This is a genomic window from Dyadobacter sp. OTU695, from assembly GCF_038440355.1.
GTDB lineage: Bacteria > Bacteroidota > Bacteroidia > Cytophagales > Spirosomataceae > Dyadobacter.
In genome coordinates this window covers 284929-301662 of sequence record NZ_JASATN010000002.1, presented here as the reverse complement: position 1 = coordinate 301662, position 16734 = coordinate 284929, and the positions used below count along the sequence as shown (strand labels likewise).

14 protein-coding genes and 1 tRNA gene are annotated in these 16734 nt (G+C 48.3%); 8 read left to right on the top strand and 7 right to left on the bottom strand.

All coding sequences use genetic code 11. The annotated features are described in order from the left end of the window. The first annotated feature begins 165 nt into the window (after positions 1-165). Entirely contained in the window at positions 166-1203 is a 1038-nt protein-coding gene (locus tag AAHB90_RS07075; protein WP_342084233.1) for a Kelch repeat-containing protein, read from the top strand. Continuing rightward, entirely contained in the window at positions 1200-1547 is a 348-nt protein-coding gene (locus AAHB90_RS07070; RefSeq protein WP_342084232.1) for a DUF4907 domain-containing protein, read from the top strand. Before AAHB90_RS07075 ends, AAHB90_RS07070 begins: the two co-directional genes overlap by 4 nt. Positions 1548-1573: 26 nt before the next feature. Here AAHB90_RS07070 and AAHB90_RS07065 read toward each other — a convergent pair whose 3' ends face one another. Continuing rightward, a complete protein-coding gene (locus AAHB90_RS07065) occupies positions 1574-2659 on the bottom strand; it encodes an endonuclease/exonuclease/phosphatase family protein (RefSeq protein ID WP_342084231.1) in 1086 nt (361 codons plus the stop codon). 166 nt (positions 2660-2825) lie between these two features. On the opposite strand from AAHB90_RS07065, the gene AAHB90_RS07060 reads away from it, so the two are divergent. From AAHB90_RS07060 to infB, 3 genes are all read left to right on the top strand, one after another. Next, the gene (locus AAHB90_RS07060; protein WP_342084230.1) at positions 2826-3308 is read left to right on the top strand and encodes a ribosome maturation factor RimP; all 483 of its coding nucleotides are present in this window, start codon (positions 2826-2828) and stop codon (positions 3306-3308) included. Positions 3309-3396: 88 nt separating this feature from the next. After that, positions 3397-4638, top strand: a complete 1242-nt coding sequence (nusA, locus tag AAHB90_RS07055; protein WP_090385457.1) for a transcription termination factor NusA — start codon at positions 3397-3399, stop codon at positions 4636-4638. A 70-nt stretch (positions 4639-4708) separates the two neighbouring features. Beyond that, on the top strand, positions 4709-7786 hold the full coding sequence (gene infB / locus AAHB90_RS07050; RefSeq protein WP_342084229.1) for a translation initiation factor IF-2: 3078 nt from the start codon (positions 4709-4711) through the stop codon (positions 7784-7786). A gap of 53 nt (positions 7787-7839) precedes the next feature. Here infB and AAHB90_RS07045 read toward each other — a convergent pair whose 3' ends face one another. Continuing rightward, positions 7840-8427 carry a metal-dependent phosphohydrolase gene (locus AAHB90_RS07045; RefSeq protein WP_342084228.1) on the bottom strand — a complete coding sequence of 196 codons (588 nt, stop codon included), beginning with the start codon at positions 8425-8427 and terminating at the stop codon, positions 7840-7842. Between the two features lie 135 nt (positions 8428-8562). Between AAHB90_RS07045 and AAHB90_RS07040 the strand changes: the two genes are divergently transcribed. Beyond that, complete coding sequence (locus AAHB90_RS07040) at positions 8563-9594, top strand: hypothetical protein (RefSeq protein ID WP_342084227.1); 1032 nt, start codon at positions 8563-8565, stop codon at positions 9592-9594. A gap of 65 nt (positions 9595-9659) precedes the next feature. Here AAHB90_RS07040 and AAHB90_RS07035 read toward each other — a convergent pair. From AAHB90_RS07035 to AAHB90_RS07025, 3 genes are all read right to left on the bottom strand, one after another. Beyond that, positions 9660-9734 (bottom strand) — tRNA-Val (locus tag AAHB90_RS07035). 22 nt (positions 9735-9756) lie between these two features. Next, complete coding sequence (locus AAHB90_RS07030; RefSeq protein ID WP_342084226.1) at positions 9757-11070, bottom strand: MFS transporter; 1314 nt, start codon at positions 11068-11070, stop codon at positions 9757-9759. Positions 11071-11152: 82 nt separating this feature from the next. After that, positions 11153-11608, bottom strand: coding sequence for a hypothetical protein (locus AAHB90_RS07025; protein ID WP_342084225.1), 456 nt, complete (start codon positions 11606-11608; stop codon positions 11153-11155). Between the two features lie 161 nt (positions 11609-11769). Between AAHB90_RS07025 and AAHB90_RS07020 the strand changes: the two genes are divergently transcribed. Continuing rightward, positions 11770-13401 (top strand): T9SS type A sorting domain-containing protein, encoded by a 1632-nt coding sequence (locus AAHB90_RS07020; RefSeq protein WP_342084224.1) that lies wholly within the window; start codon positions 11770-11772, stop codon positions 13399-13401. A gap of 17 nt (positions 13402-13418) precedes the next feature. Further along, entirely contained in the window at positions 13419-15434 is a 2016-nt protein-coding gene (locus AAHB90_RS07015; protein WP_342084223.1) for a thioredoxin domain-containing protein, read from the top strand. On the opposite strand, the gene AAHB90_RS07010 is transcribed toward AAHB90_RS07015, so the two are convergent. Next, positions 15431-15949, bottom strand: coding sequence for a DinB family protein (locus AAHB90_RS07010; RefSeq protein WP_342084222.1), 519 nt, complete (start codon positions 15947-15949; stop codon positions 15431-15433). The genes AAHB90_RS07015 and AAHB90_RS07010 overlap by 4 nt on opposite strands. A 15-nt stretch (positions 15950-15964) precedes the next feature. Beyond that, entirely contained in the window at positions 15965-16468 is a 504-nt protein-coding gene (locus AAHB90_RS07005; RefSeq protein ID WP_342084221.1) for a DUF6265 family protein, read from the bottom strand. Positions 16469-16734 lie beyond the last annotated feature (266 nt).

Below are 16734 nucleotides of genomic sequence, written 5' to 3'. Positions count from 1 at the left end.
GGACAAAAAATTTCTGATTATTTTACTTAGCAGTATCAAGATGTTATGTTTGCAAAAAATTTAGGTTACGGATGAGCTTGTCGTATCGCTTGAGGACCGGCCTCCAACCAAAACAATCAATAATTCTCATTACTCATTTGTAACAATTCGTCAAACAATAATTTCATGTTTAATACCTTAAAAAAGACTTCGTTAGCCCTTCTAGTCGCTTCTACCGCGTTGGTACAGATGAGCTGTAACAAGGATGATGAGACCGAAAAACTCGGAAACTGGTTCAGAAAGGACCTGCCAAACTTCGGAGGATCGATCCGGACCAATGCGGTGAGTTTTGTGATCGGTAACGTAGGTTACATTGGTACTGGTTATACAAATGAAACAATTGCCCGGGTAAAAGATTTTTGGGCTTACAATGCCGAAAGACAAACCTGGTCACAAATAACACCATTCCCCGGAACTGGCCGCAACAACGCTACGGCGTTCGTGCTGAAAGGTAAAGCTTATGTAGGCGGCGGCTATGACGCGTCGACCGTCGACAATGGCTACAAAAAAGATTTTTATGAATACGATCCTGCTACCAACAAATGGGATGCAATCGCAGACTTCGGCGGTGGTCCCCGTCAGTTTGCTACTTCTTTCGTGGTAAACGACAGGGCGTACGTAGGCCTCGGCTTCAACGCTAGCAACTACTTCCAGGATTTTTACGAATATAATCCTACTAACGACAAATGGACGGAAATGGCCACATTCAAAGGTGGTAAAAGAACCGGCGCCATTTCATTCACCGTTGGCACAAAAGCTTATGTAGGCTTCGGCGAAAGCAACGCCCAAACATCTTTCAAGGATATTTACAGCTTCGACCCGGCAGGTAACGGCGGCGCAGGCAACTGGACCCGTGTCGATTTCGCGACCGGATTCGACCAGGATGCATTCCCGGCACGTTCTTACGGCTCGGCATTCGTGATCGACGGAAAAGCTTATATCGTTGGCGGAAAAGGCAGGTCCGACGTTTGGGAGTATGATCCAGGCGCTAACAGCTGGATCGAAAGAGCTCCCTTCCCTAATCAGAGAGGGTTTGCAGGCGCGTTCGTTGTAGGCAAGATCGGTTATCTCGGAACGGGTAGCTCACTGGGCCAAGGCAACGGAACAGACGACTTCTGGGGCTTCGATCCTACGCAGGCAATCAACACTGATGACGATCTGTGATCCGCGGAAACAGCAGAATCCTGATCATAGGTATACTGGCCTTCGCGGCAGCAATTTACTTTCTGTTCTTCAAGGGACAAATGGCAAATCAGGGCGGCGAAGGCCTTTCTCGTTTCAAGGTTGAAACAATCAGGGGAGAGCATGGTTGGGGCTACCACATCCGTAAGGACACTACCCTGGTAATCGAGCAGAAGGTTATTCCCGGAGTGCCGGGCATCAATGGGTTTGTAACAGAGCAAGAGGCTGCAAAAACCGGCGCGCTAGTTAAGCAAAAGCTCGATCGGGGCGTCTTCCCTCCTACGATCACCTCACGGGAGCTCGATAGTTTGGGCATAAAATACTAGTCAAAGAGGCTCCCGGGAGCCTCTTTTTATTTGAAGGAGTAAGTACCCATAATCGGATAGTGATCCGAATACTTAATTTTGGAATAGGTGGTGAAATCGTGCACAGAAAGGCGGTTGTCATCGTAGAACTGATGATCTATGCGAATAAAGTAAGGCAAATGGTTGAAGGAAAAGCCAAACCCCTGCCCCTTTTCCTCGAAACTGTTTTTAAGTGATTTTCGAAGCTTTCCGTAGATATAGCTGTAAGGCACTTCGTTAAAATCCCCGCAAACCAGTACCGGATATGGCGAGGTTTTAATCCAGTCCTGCAAAACAGTAAATTCTTCGGCCCTTTGCTGAAACCCGTTTTTCATCTTTCTGAGCGTGACCCGGCTTTCGGCTTCAATTCCATCCATTTCTTTTTGCTCGACCAGTTTGCTTAAACCCAGCGTCATCGAATACAAATGAAGGCCTATAATACGTATGGTATCCTTCCCAACCTTGACATCTGCCTGCACCATCCCGTTCTGCGCTTCAAAAACCGTATCGCGAGAAGCTACAATGGGTAATTTTGAGAGTATCGCAAGTCCCCAATACGACTTCCCGAACTTCCGCCTGTGAAAATAAGCGGCATGTTTGTATCCTTTTTTACTGAGGTAATTTCCCGAATCAAAAACCGTTTCATCTTCATCGTAATACTCAGGCATGCAAAGCACATCGGCTCCACTATTTCCGATCCATGCTTTCATATCCCTTATTTCTTCTCGTCCGTCTCCCTTCCACCATTCTGAAAACTTCTGGAATACATGGACGTTGTAGCTCATTACCGAAAATTTCTGTTTTTCACCAGTTACTGTATCTTGATCCCCCGAGCCGCCAAACGCGTATGTTCTTGAAAGAAATAAACCCGCAATAGCAAACATGATAAGCGGCAGAATGGCCTTTTTCCTTTCCACGACAAACCATATGGGCACCGAGATCAAATGAATCGCCACCACCAGGGGGAAGGACATCATCATAAACCCGGCTACCCAACCGTCGGACGGCACCCACAGTATCAGCGTGTAAATCAGCAGGGTATAAAAAGCAAAGCATTGATACAAAACCCACAGTAACTTCTTGATCCCCTTCATTGATTCAGAATAGCATTTTTTGCAAAAATAGGCGAAGGATGCGGATTTGGAAGACATCCCGGAATGTTTGTAGAAATGATAAAAAAAAATTATATTTGCATCCTATTCTATTTTGATCGATTGATTGAGGGGGTTTAATCCCCTTTTTTATTTGTATAGCTTATACATGACCGTAAAGGAACATTTAGAAGTTTTGCTGGCCCCGCTTCTGGAAGATGGTGACTGTTTTTTGATAGACATCGTTTTCAAACCTTCTAAGGCAAGTCAGAAAGTAACCATCCTTGTGGACAGCGACGAAGGCATTACCATTCAGCAATGCACCTCCATCAGCCGCAGGCTCGCCAAACAGCTTGAAGAGCTGGAAGTTTTCACAGACGCTTACACGTTGGAAGTTTCTTCCCCTGGCCTGGATCAGCCATTGGTGTTGCCACGCCAGTACAGGAAAAATGTGGGCCGGAACCTGAAAATCACATTGAAAACCGGTGAAGTCCTGCAAGGCAACCTGACTGATGCCGCTGATGAAAGCATTACCATCCAGTTGCCCGCCCCCAAAAAGAAACCGAAAACACCGGTAGACGAGGCGTCGCTGGTTCGGACGATCAGCCTGGATGAGATTTCCAAGGCGATGATCGAAATCTCATTTAAATAGACTCACAAGCCCGGATTCGCATTTTCCGGTTGTGATCAATTATATAATATGTATAACTTAGTATCAGCAAATATTCTTTAACATAGCAATGGATAGCGGAATATTAATTGAGTCATTCGCGGAGTTCGCAAGCTCTAAGAACATCGATCGTCCAACGATGATCAGTGTTTTGGAAGAGGTATTTCGTACAATGATTCGCAAAAAATATGGCACCGATGATAATTTTGATGTGATCATCAACCCCGAAAGCGGTGACCTTGAAATGTGGCGTACCCGTGAAATCGTCGACGATAACTCTGAGGATATTTGGGAATATAACAAAATACCACTTGCCGAAGCCCGTAAGATCCAGAGCGACTTCGAAGTTGGTGAAGAAGTTGCCGAAGAAGTAAAACTGGTTGAATTCGGTCGCCGCCTGGTGCAAACCGCACGCCAGACCCTGATCCAGAAGATCAAGGATATGGAAAAAGAGATCATGTATGAGAAATACAAAGATCAGGTAGGCGAAATGATCACCGGTGAGGTGTACCAGACTTTGAGACATGAGGTAATCATTGTGGATTCGGAAGGCAACGAGCTTTCACTTCCACGCACCGAGCAGATTTCCAAAGATCGTTTCCGTAAAGGTGAATCCGTTAAGTCGGTCATCCATAAAGTGGAAATGAATAACGGCTCTCCCAAGATTACATTGTCGAGAACTTCGCCGGTATTCCTGGAAAGGCTCTTCGAAGTGGAGATCCCCGAAATCTATGATGGAATCATTTCTGTCCGTAAAGTTGTTCGTGAACCAGGGGAGCGTGCCAAAGTTGCCGTCGAATCATACGACGACAGGATCGACCCGGTAGGCGCATGCGTAGGTATGAAAGGCTCACGTATCCATTCCATTGTACGTGAACTGGGTAACGAAAACATAGACGTTATCAACTACACCGACAATCTTGAGCTGCTGATCAGCCGCGCATTGAGCCCTGCGAAAGTAAGCTCGATGCAAATCGATCGCGACGCCAAGCGCGTATCCGTTTTCCTCAAACCAGACCAGGTATCACTGGCAATCGGTAAAGGCGGACAGAATATCAAGCTGGCAGGAAAACTGGTAGGGATGGAAATCGATGTGTTCCGCGATATCGAAGAACAAAACGATGAAGATGTCGATTTGACCGAATTCTCGGATGAGATCGATGAATGGATCATCGACGAACTGCACAAAATCGGTCTTGATACAGCGAAAAGCGTTTTGGCTCTAAGCAAAGAGGAGCTGGTAAGAAGGACCGACCTTGAAGAAGCGACTGTCGAGGAAGTACTCGATATCCTGCGGAAAGAATTTGAATAATATTAACTCGTGGAGCTGAGCAAAACAGCTCCACAATCAGTGCAAAACCTTATTCTACTAAATTGCTAATATGGCAGAAGATAAAATGATGCGCCTTAGCCAAGTGGCACGGATCCTCAACGTGGGTATTACTACGATCGTGGATCATCTGTCTGCCAAGGGGTATAAGGTGGAAAGTAATCCGAATACCAAAATTAATGCCGATCAAATCGAGTTTCTTGCCAAGGACTTCAAATCGAATGAGCTGAGATCATCCCTGACGCAAAGACCGGCTGCTCCCGCTGTGGAAGCCCCGGTTGAGGTTAAGGAAGACAAGGTGAAAAGCGATGTTGAGGGAATTCTTTATTTCCGAAATACACCGAAAGCGGACGAAAAGCCCGTTGTGGAAGAAAAACCTTCCGCGACCGAGCCACAACCTGCTTTTGAAAATAAACTACCTGGTATTAAGGTTGTGGGCAAAATTGACCTGGATGCCAAACGCCCCGTGCCACAGCCTGCTACCGAGGAACAACCTAAAGCGGAAGCTCCAAAAGAGGTAGTGGCCGAGACGCCTAAAGCCGAGCCAGCACCGGTGGAAAAAGAAGAAATCAAACCGGTAGCCATTCAGCCCGAACCTGTTAAGGAAGTTCCTGCTGAGGCTCCTGTGAAAGAAACCCCTGCTGCACCGGCCGCTCCGGTTGCCGAGACACCAACCAAAGAAGAGCCGCGTAAGGTAGAGCCCGAAGAAAGCAAGCCAGCGCCGGTTGAACCGAAAGAAACAGCGCCGGTTGCAGAAAAACCATCGGAGGCCTCCCCTGCTCCTGTTGCGCCACAAGCCAGCAGTACAGTCGAAGAGCAGCCATCGGGTGAATCCGAGCTGATCGAGGCCCGTGGTGAACAACTCAGAGGGTTAAGAGTAGTTGGAAAAATCGAACTACCGTCTAATAAAAAGAAAGATCCGGTGGCTTCCAGCGACACTGCCGCTGACAAAAAACGCCGTAGAAAAAGAAAGAGAATCCGTGACGGAGCTGCTGCGCCCGGAGAAAACCGGCCAGTCGATGCCAGTGCAACTCCAAATGCTGGTAGCACCCCGGGTACTACGACCGGCACCGACGCAAACCGGGCCCGTCCAAATACTCCGGGAAATACCTCGCAGGGCGGCACCCCGCAAACTGGCGGACAGTCCAGACCTGCACAACAAGGACAGGGCAACCGCAGCGGTAATAACAGCAACAATAACCGAAGAGGCGGCCGCCGCGAGGAGGTTTCCGACAAGGAGGTCTCCGACAATATCAAGGCCACTATGGCACGTATGGGTGGTGGTAACACCAAAGGTATGGCCAGAGGAAAAGGCAACCGCCGACGTGACCGTGGAGATCAGAACGATCCAAACGGCTTCGGAGACGAAGAAACAAAAGTATTGCGCGTTACCGAGTTCGTATCTGCGAACGACCTGGCCTCGCTGATGGACGTAACAGTTCAGGAGGTAATCTCGGTTTGTATGAGCATGGGTATGTTCGTATCGATCAACCAGCGCCTGGACGCAGAAGCCATTACTTTCATTGCCGATGAGTTTGGCTTTGAAGTAGCCTTTATTTCTGCCGAAGAAGAAGTTCAGAACGATGTTCAGGAAGAGGTCGACGACGAGGCAAGCCTGCAAGAAAGAGCGCCGATTGTAACGATCATGGGTCACGTTGACCATGGTAAAACATCGCTGCTTGACTACATCCGTCAGGAAAACGTAGCAAGTGGCGAGGCCGGAGGTATTACCCAGCATATTGGGGCTTACAGCGTAAAAACCAAAACCGGCAAGCAAGTAACATTTCTGGATACACCAGGTCACGAAGCATTTACAGCGATGCGTGCCCGTGGAGCGAAAGTGACCGATGTGGTAATCATCGTGATCGCAGCCGACGACAGCGTTATGCCGCAGACCCGCGAGGCCATCAACCACGCGCAGGTTGCCGGTGTACCGATCGTATTTGCATTCAGTAAGGTAGATAAAGCAGGGGCTAACACCGAAAAGATTCGCGAAGAGCTGGCTAACATGAACCTTCTGGTAGAAGAATGGGGTGGAAAATACCAGACCCAGGAAATTTCTTCCAAATCGGGTCTGGGTATCGACGAGCTGCTTGAAAAAGTATTGCTGGAAGCAGAGTTGCTGGAATTGAAAGCAAATCCTAACCGCCGCGCGATGGGTACAGTCGTAGAAGCTTCCCTTGATAAGGGACGCGGCTACGTGACTACCATTCTGGTTCAAACCGGTACATTGAAGGTAGGTGATGTAGTGCTGGCTGGCGCGCATTTCGGTAAAGTAAAAGCAATGACGGATTACCTTGGGAAAAAGCTCAAAACAGCAGGCCCTTCCACACCGGTACAGTTGCTTGGTCTTAACGGCGCGCCACAGGCAGGCGACCGGTTCAACGTCTTTGAAAACGAGCGTGACGCCCGTGATATCGCCACCAAACGTGAGCAGATTCAGCGCGAGCAATCGATCCGGACACGCAAGCACATTACCCTTGAGGAGATCGGCCGTCGTAAGGCGATCGGTACCTTCCGCGAGTTGAACCTGATCGTAAAAGGTGACGTGGATGGCTCCGTAGAAGCACTTTCGGATTCATTGCTGCAACTTTCTACTTCGGAAGTTCAGGTAAATATCATTCACAAGGCCGTGGGTCAGATTTCTGAATCCGATGTCAACCTTGCGATTGCTTCCGATGCAATCATCGTCGGATTCCAGGTTCGTCCTTCTTCGAATGCCAAGAAAATGGCTGAGCAGGATCAGATCGAGATCCGCCATTATTCGGTAATTTACCAGGCGATCGAAGAGATCAAAGATGCGATGACTGGTATGTTGGCACCAACGATCGAAGAGATTATCACCGGAAACATCGAAATCCGCGAAGTCTTCAAGATCAGCCGCATCGGTACCATTGCTGGTTGCTATGTAACGGATGGATATGTGAAGCGTAACAATAAGATTCGCGTCGTGCGAGACGGTATCGTACTTTACACCGGTGAGATCGACTCACTGAAACGTTATAAGGACGATGTCCAGGAAGTACGGAACGGTTACGAATGTGGTTTGAGCGTTAAAAACTACAACGACATCGAAATCGGCGATATCATCGAAAGTTTCGAGCTACGTGAAGTGAAACGGACGCTTTAATAGCCTCTCGTTTGAAGATAAATCAGAGCCTGCGACCGACGTCGCAGGCTTTTTTATTGCTCGATTTTTTCCTTTTCCAAGCCAAGCTGCGCTTTTATCTGATTAAACGCCCGGCAGCATTCGGCATAAAGCTTTTGGTTACCTTTATCGATTTTCCATAGATAACTGTCAATTTCCCGGGCAAATACCCGTGCAAATCCGGGGTCATGCTCGATAACTGAGGTTATATTATCAATAATGTCGGCATACTTCACCGTCTGGGCGACCGGTCTGGATGCTATGATGCGCGCACTTTCAAGTTTCTTGCGCTGGGCGCGGTTCAGGTCGGGGTAGCGCTCATGGGTGTATTTATCAGTCAGGTCATCGACTCCCTCCAATATTTCCACGTCCTCTTCTACACTATAACCCAGGCTCATCAGTTTGGAGGAAAGATCGGCCAGCGAGCATTCCGTGTCCTCGATCAGATCATGGCAAAGCGCTATTTCAGTCTCGTAGCCGTGCTGTACATATTGCTCCACCCTGGCAGCGACGCTCAGCAAATGGGTGTAATAGGGCGCGCCGGTGTATTTACGTTTCTGCTCCCCGTGCATTTCCTTCACATAATCAAATAACGCCCACTGGCGCTCTGTCAATTCCAACATAAACCTAGGCTAAACCAGTATTCTGAGTAAAAACAAATTTTGTCTTTTTAAAATAATAATAAAACTCTGGTTATATATCCATTCGCGCAACTATATTTATGTGCCTGACGGTTAACTGACTAAAAATCTTACAAAATGAAAAAAAGCGTACTAGTATTTTCCTTACTGCTAATGGCCATTATACAAAGTTGTTCATTGCAGGACCACGTAGTTCCGGAACCCAGCATTCTGCCCATTTCGATCAGGGCAATAATTGATCAACGCTATCCCGGCCACTCCGAACTTGATCCCTCTGCGTTAGAACAAGGAAAGATTTTTCTGGTTAAATTCAGCCAGCAGGGAAAAACATATTCCTTGATTTCCAATAATACCGATATCCTGGAAGCCCAGTACGCGGCTGGAACACCTGGTGATTCGCTAAAAGCTTTGATAAATGGCACTACCATGCAGGGAGGTACATTCTCAAATCATCGCCTAGCAACAGAGATATTCCAGTCTAACCCGGCCTACCCTGCATTCAACCTGGTCGATTACACCCTCAATGGCGTGACCTACACCGTAAAGGTGAAAGGAAGTTCTTTGGAGCTTATGGACCATTTAGACCACTTTTACCGCACGCAACGCGCCGAAGATCTACCAGATAAAATCCAGCAGTTCCTGAATGATCGGAACAAGCCGAACCCCGCCGCCATTGCCGCTTTGCCATTGCTGAATACCACCGGCAAAAATCTTTTGTCGCAAAACAACGAATTAAAGTTTCAATCTGCCACGGGGTGGATCCTTCACGGCGGCAAGAAATATTATGAGCTTAGCGCGAAGTATTATGGCATGACGACTCTAAGCCTGCTTTTTAATGAAAATGGCGATCTGGTGTGGTCACCCTCATTCACCTTCCTGGAACGCTGGCCTAACCTTGATGCGCCTTCATCGTTCGCCACCAACCTGCTCCCCGCAGAAATTGACGAATTGAAAAGTAAATTTACTCCGTGGGATGCGATTAAGGATTTCAGCCCCGAAGCCTCTTTTGCCAACTGGCACGACAAATATGCCGGCGTCGATTCGTATTCGGGCTCGTTTGTCAATACGCTACCCGGGGGCAAGTCTGAAAAATGGATGTTACGTTATGATGCAAATAAAAATCTGATCTGGCGATCCTTTTATTATTGAGTGCTGGAACCTGCAAATGACGAGCCCGCATACCAAGTTAGAACAACCGATATGCGGGCTTTTTGTAGGACGTAGCGGGTTCGAACCGCTGACCTCCGCCCTGTCAAGGCGGCGCTCTGAACCAGCTGAGCTAACATCCTGCTTTGGTGCCGCGATATTAAATTAATTTTTGTTACGATCCAATTCAAAATGGTAAACTTTCCTTGATGGAATCCGGTAAAGCAGCGCCAGGCCGATCACGAAAATAATCAGCAGCGCAAGGATACTGTTACGCATGCTGCCGGTAATGTGCTCGACAGTACCATAGATAAATGTTCCGATCACGATCGCCAGCTTCTCGGTCACATCGTAAAAGCTGAAATAGGAGGCAGTATCTGCGACATTTTCAGGGATAAGTTTGGAGTACGTTGACCTGGAAAGTGACTGAATGCCGCCCATGACCATACCCACCGTGCAGGCAATCATATAAAACTCCACGGCCTCGGTGGTATAATAGGCCCCCGTGCAGATACCTATCCAGATCGCCACCCCGATCATCAATGCATAAATGTTACCAATTTTACCTGATAGCCAGGCGAATGTATAGGAGCCGGCAATCCCGACAAGTTGGATCAACAGCACAGTAATGATCAGGCTTTGGGAAGGTAGTTTCAATTCGGTAGCGCCGAAGATCGTCGCTACGTACATGACCGTGCGCAGGCCCATTGTGTAGATGAAAAACGCGCTCAGGAACTTGGCAAGGTAAGGCTGCTCGCGAAGACGCCCGTATACTTTCCGCAGTTCCTTAAACCCATGAAATATCCAATTTCCGCTTCTTTCCTTATCGGCATTGCCCGAAGGCAGGTAGTAAAAAGGGATTTGGGCAAACAGTATCCACCACAGTCCCACGGTGAAAAACGAAATCCGCGCCGGCAGCGATTTCTGGGTAATGCCATAAAACTGCGGAGCGAGAACCATGCTAAGATTAAAAAGCAACAACAATACACTACCCAGATATCCCATCGAGAAACCACGGGCGCTATACTTATCGAAACGGTCCTCGGTTGCGATCTCAGGCAGATAAGAATCGTAAAAGACAATGCTGCCGCTCCATCCGATCAGGCTCAGGCCAAAGAGGAATACAGCCGAAATCAGGGTTTCTTTCGTAAAAAAATACAGCAGCATACAACTCACAGCGCCGGTATAACAGAAAAACTGCATGAACCGCTTCTTTTTGCCTGTAAAATCGGCGATGGCCGTGCAAATAGGGATCAGCAAGGCAGTGATCAGAAACGAGACTGAAACCGTGTAGGAAAAAAGAACAGAGCTTTTGATCTGAGTGCCGAAAAAGTTAACGTCCGTCGTGCCGGAGGCGCTTAGCGCGGTGGCACTGAAATAGACAGGAAAAATGCTCGAAACAATGACTAGTGCATGCACCGAGTTTGCCCAGTCGTACATACACCATGCGTTAATGATGGAGGGGATATTCTTTTTCATTCAAAAAAATTTGTACAAAATAAGAAAAGCGGCAGATTTTATCCGCCGCTCTTCGCTATAAATTGTATATCATACCAACGGGTTACTTGATCACAGGCTGAAAGACCATGATAGCCTCCTGCTCGACTCCATTGATCGGCATTTTACTTTTCAGTCTCATTTTGCTATTGGTCAGCTCTTCCAAGCCGAATTCGCCGGAAAAGCCAACAATTTTGATATCCAGCGCCTTCTCTTCATTGATCAGATACCATGTGCCACCATTGATCACCTGACTCGAATTCTGATCCAATGCCTTCACTGTCGCATTTTGCTGAAACTGGATGTCCATTTTCAAAATATATTTCGTGTCCGTGCCCAGCTGATTATCCGGAATGGCTTTTCCGGATAAATCCGTTACAGCCGACATACGCCAAGGATAATTAACCAGTATTTTATTCTTCTCAGTCGGCTCAGGGTTTTCGTTCTTATCTTTGTCACCGCAGCTAATCACCAAAAGCGATAAAAACAGGACTGGGATAAATAGAAGTAATCGTTTCATGTTGATTATATTTTATGTTTCAAGGCAATTTGCATTGTGCTGAACTACTCGGCGCCGGTACTGCGTTCCAACTGCGGGACCCAGCAAGTCTCGGACTACGCGTCTCGGAAAAATGAAATTGGCGACATTGCAAAAGTAACGAATTTGTCTGGTCAAATCTTATGACATACTATACAAACATCTATTCAAAGGCTTTTTTCAGTACATTTCTGAGTGTACTGCTCACCACATTAAGCGCTCACGGCCAGAATTGTCAGCCCGATTATGTACTAAACCCGGTAACAACCAACAATAGCATCGAATGGAGCAAATTTCCGGAGTTTTCGCTACCCTTTAAAATGATTTACAGCGGTCCACGCTTTGGCGATACGCAATCTCAGCCATTGAAACATGGTTTCAGCCACCTCGCCGCATTCAGCGGTCCGGAGCCCGGCTCACTTGACGCCAGCCAGCGGGCAATGCTGTGGTACGGGGTAGCTACATCAAGTGGCAACCAGCCCTGGGCAGACAACAACTTGCGAAGCCCCTGGGGCAATGATACGGCAGCCTACCGAAGCTACTGGGACAATTATGCCAGCACGGTAACCAGCGTCGATGTCGTCTGCCTGGACATTGAACGCATGCAGCGTGAAGACCGCGATATTCTTGCATTGAAGTCCAATGCCCAGATCCCTCAAAAGTACCGCAATCTTTCCGACGCTGATTTTCTGGCCACCTACAAGCGCGACATGCGCTGGTGGTATACCGAGGCGGCTAACCGTCTGCGCGCCAAAGGCGTAAAGGCCTCGCTGACCAGTTATAGTGATGTGCCCATTCGCAATACCTGGCTGAATATTACGGCCAATAGCTGGCACGACTGGACCACCAACCTGGCGCGGACGCATTATCTGATGCAGGACAATGCAGGCAAGATCGGTGGCAATTTTTACAATGCGATGGATTTCTTGTCGCCCTCCCCGTATTACTATTACGGCTACGACCACCCCATTGGTAAAGACTACCTCTCCTATCTGCTCTTCAGCATCGAATCGAATGCGGCATGGAGCGACAAGCCAATCATTCCCTTTGTATGGCTGCGGGTACACGACAGCTATGATGCGAACATTCCGCTGATTACCAATTTTATGGCCGAGGCTACCGCGATTTTCCCTTTCTTTGCTGGCGCGAAGGGGCTCTGGCTTTGGGAAAACCCGTTTTTGTCGGCTGAAAGGCAGGAAAACTACGGGCCCTACGAGCATTTTATTTACGGGCTTTACCGGCTGTCGCAGTTTAAGGACATGCTCCAAGGGAATTACCAGCTTGTCATCCCGATGTCCGCGCGAGACAATATGGAGCAGCAAAACCCGGTTTGGAGGGGTATTCTAAAAGGCGAGAACATCCTGATCGCCGCTCAGAATCCCTATGCGGCCGATGGCGCAACTACCTCCATTACTGTTTCCTATCAAAATTGGGCACGCAACATTACCCTGAAAGGCAAGGAAGTTTTCCTTTGCAAGTTCGATCTGAATGATTCTGTCAATGGCGTTGAGCCTTGGCTTGACATGGTAAATGTCTATCCTAATCCGGCAGCGCAGCAGCTCAACGTTTCGCTATCCGGTGTGGGCGGTGTAGCAGGTGTTGATTTTGCACTGACCAATAACAAAGGACAGACCGTCCTGCAACAAAAACTGAAAGCGTTCGCCGGTGAGAACAAGACGAGCATCACCCTTCCAAAACTTGCTTCTGGCATATATTTTGCCCGTTTTACCACCGTCAATCGAACTGTTATTAAAAAGGTGGTGATCCTGCAATAGTCACTGCCAGCACTGTTATGAACCGACTCAGTCAACAAACCAGCCCCTATTTGCTACAACACGCCCACAATCCGGTAGATTGGTATCCGTGGGGAGAAGAAGCATTGTCCAAAGCTAAAAACGAAAACAAGCCTATCCTGGTCAGTATCGGCTATTCGGCCTGCCACTGGTGCCATGTGATGGAACGTGAGTGCTTCGAAAAAGTGCCCATCGCCCAGGTGATGAACCAGTATTTCGTCTGCATTAAGGTCGACCGCGAAGAGCGGCCGGACGTGGACGCGGTATACATGGACGCTGTGCAGGCAATGGGCGTGCGAGGTGGCTGGCCGCTGAATGTGTTCCTGTTGCCGGATACCAAGCCTTTTTACGGTGTTACCTACCTACCGCCCCAAAACTGGGTGCAGCTTTTGAAAAGCATCAATCAGGCATTCACCAATCATTACCAGGAGCTGGCAAGCTCGGCGGAAGGTTTTGTCGAAAACATGGTTGCTTCCGAAAGCCAGAAGTATGGCCTGGTCAATGCCACAGTTCATTTCAACACCGGTGATGCGGATCTGATGTTCGAGCAGATACAGCGGCATTTTGATACCCAAAAAGGCGGCATGGATCGCGCGCCTAAATTTATGATGCCTTCGATCTATAAATTTCTGCTGCGTTATTTCGATATCAGCCAGAATCCCGAGGCGCTGGCGCAGGTAGAACTCTCATTGAACCGCGTCGCCCTGGGTGGCATTTACGATCATGTTGGCGGTGGCTGGGCGCGGTATTCGGTCGACGAGGACTGGTTTATACCGCATTTTGAGAAAATGCTCTACGATAACGGGCAACTATTGAGCATTTATGCGGAAGCCTATTCGTTAACTCAAAATCCGCTTTACCAAGACCGTATCCAGCAGACCATCCAATGGCTGGCCACTGAAATGCGCAGCCCTGACGGCGGCTTCTTCTCCGCATTGGATGCAGACAGCGAAGGCATTGAAGGTAAATTCTATATCTGGACCCAGGACGAGCTCAAAGCTGCGCTGGGAGAAGATTTCGATTGGTTTTCAAAACTTTACAACATATCCCGGCAAGGTAACTGGGAGCACGGCTACAACCACCTGCATTTGACAGAGCCTGTCGTGCACGCGGCACGGACGGCCGGCATTTACACGGATGATTTTTCCGCCTTGTATGAGAAGGCGCTGGCTAAACTGGCGGAAGTGCGCCGCAAAAGGATCAGACCGGGCCTTGACGACAAAATTCTGGCATCCTGGAATGGTCTTCTGATCAAGGGGCTGACTGATTCCTACCGTGCATTGGGCCGCGAGGAAATCCGTGAGATGGCTATTGCGACAGGACAGTTCATTGCCGCGAAAATGACCACTGACAGCCGTCTGAAACATAGTTTTAAAAACGGGGTAGCCACCGTGACGGGATTTCTGGAAGACTATGCCGCGGTCATCGAAGGCTACTTGGGCCTCTACCAGATTACATTCGAAGAAGGCTGGCTGAACAAAGCACAGGAATTAGCCGATTACACGATAAGCAGCTTCTTTGACCAGGCCGAAGGTTTCTTTCATTTTACGGACACATACGGCGAGGCGCTTATTGCCCGCAAAAAGGAGCTGTTCGATAATGTAATTCCAGCCTCCAACTCGATTATGGCCCATAATCTTTACACATTGGGCAAAATGCTCGACCGCGGCGATTACCTGGAAATAGCAGACAACATGCTTTCCAAAATGACCAAACTGCTGCTGGCCGATGTGCAATGGGTTACCAACTGGGCCGCATTATATTGCCAGCGCGCAGTGCCGACAGCCGAGATCGCGATCGTAGGCGCAGATGCGGATGCGATGCGCAAAGATTTCGACCGTTTTTTCATCCCCAACAAAATAGTCATGGGAACAAGTACCTCCTCTACCCTGCCGCTGTTGCTAAACCGGACCGACATTAATGCTAAAACAGCTATCTATGTCTGCTTTGAGAAAGCCTGTCAGTTGCCGGTAACCAAGGTAGAAGAAGCGCTCGATCAGTTGGCCGGCGTCTAAAGAAGCGGAAAATACCGGTCGCGGATTACATTCATGTGATGAAGGGGATGGCCCAGGATTACAAAACCCAGCGCCAGCGGCGATATTTCAGTCTGGTTTGCATTACCGATGCGTGTGAGCATGGTTTTGTCCATATTTTTAAAAAGGGTAATCGTGCTCCGGCGAAGTTCCGAGAACTCCTCCATCAGATCACTGACGGTGCGTTGTGCGGCAACGGTGTTGGCAGCCAGGATCGCCTCGTCGTAGCCCGGCAGCTGTGTTTTATCGTTTCTTGAAAAGCGCAACGCCCGGTAAGACATAATCCGCTCGTTATCGGTCACGTGCTGCAAAATATCTTTGACGGTCCATTTTCCTTCGGCATAAACCCGGTCTCCGAGCGCAACCAGCTTTTCAGTTTCTGCAAATACATGTTCAGGCGTGTGTTCTACGAAGCCCTCAAAAAGGTCAATATCTTCGACAAGGTTGATGTATCTGTCAAAAAACGGGGGCATCGGAACAATCTCTGATCTTTTCATGGTGTTATAAATAGTTTAGTGTATTCTGCGGTAAGGATAATCAACTCTTCGCTGCCTGGACTGTACTTCACCCTCGATGTGCGCATAGAGCGAATCATTCGATCTGAAATCGTAGACTATCCGTTTGGGAAAATCATGAAATGGATTCTCGAATACAAAACGGTTGCCTTCCAGAGATTTCAATTTAAATAACACTTCCTGCTTGTCGTTTTGTCCGAAGGCTGTCGGAGCGTAGATAATCTCGGTCCCCTGAATGTAAAGGCGCACCTTTTCCAGCGGAGTAGTATCTGCATTGGAGATCGTATAGCTCATGCCGGCAAACTCGGTTTCATGCTTGCGCGTCCAGGTTTCGTAAATGTCGCCTCTTGCGCGTTTATTCAGCCAGGTTCCCACCAGTGGCCGAAGTTTTTCAAAATCTTTCTGGTTGAAAGAGCTTTGTTGGGAGAACCCGCATAACACAAGCAAGAGCACGCATTTTTTGCTCTTAACAACTCCAAGCAAAGATTGGTAGGTTCGCATGGCATTCAGGATGAGATGATCGGAATGCCAAGATAGTGAATTTGGCTGTGCAAAGACAGTTTTGTTCCCGCCACATGCCGTATGGACCAAGCTTTGCAATGCGTTGCATACAAGCGTTGAAATGCTGGCGCTTCATTGCCCGAATATACGGTCACTACTTCTTTTCAATCTGGCAGCAAATAACACCGAGCCTACCCAAACGCTTATCCATTGACCCTGAAATCCAAATAAATAAACTATTCGTCCTATATAACTAACCATCGGTT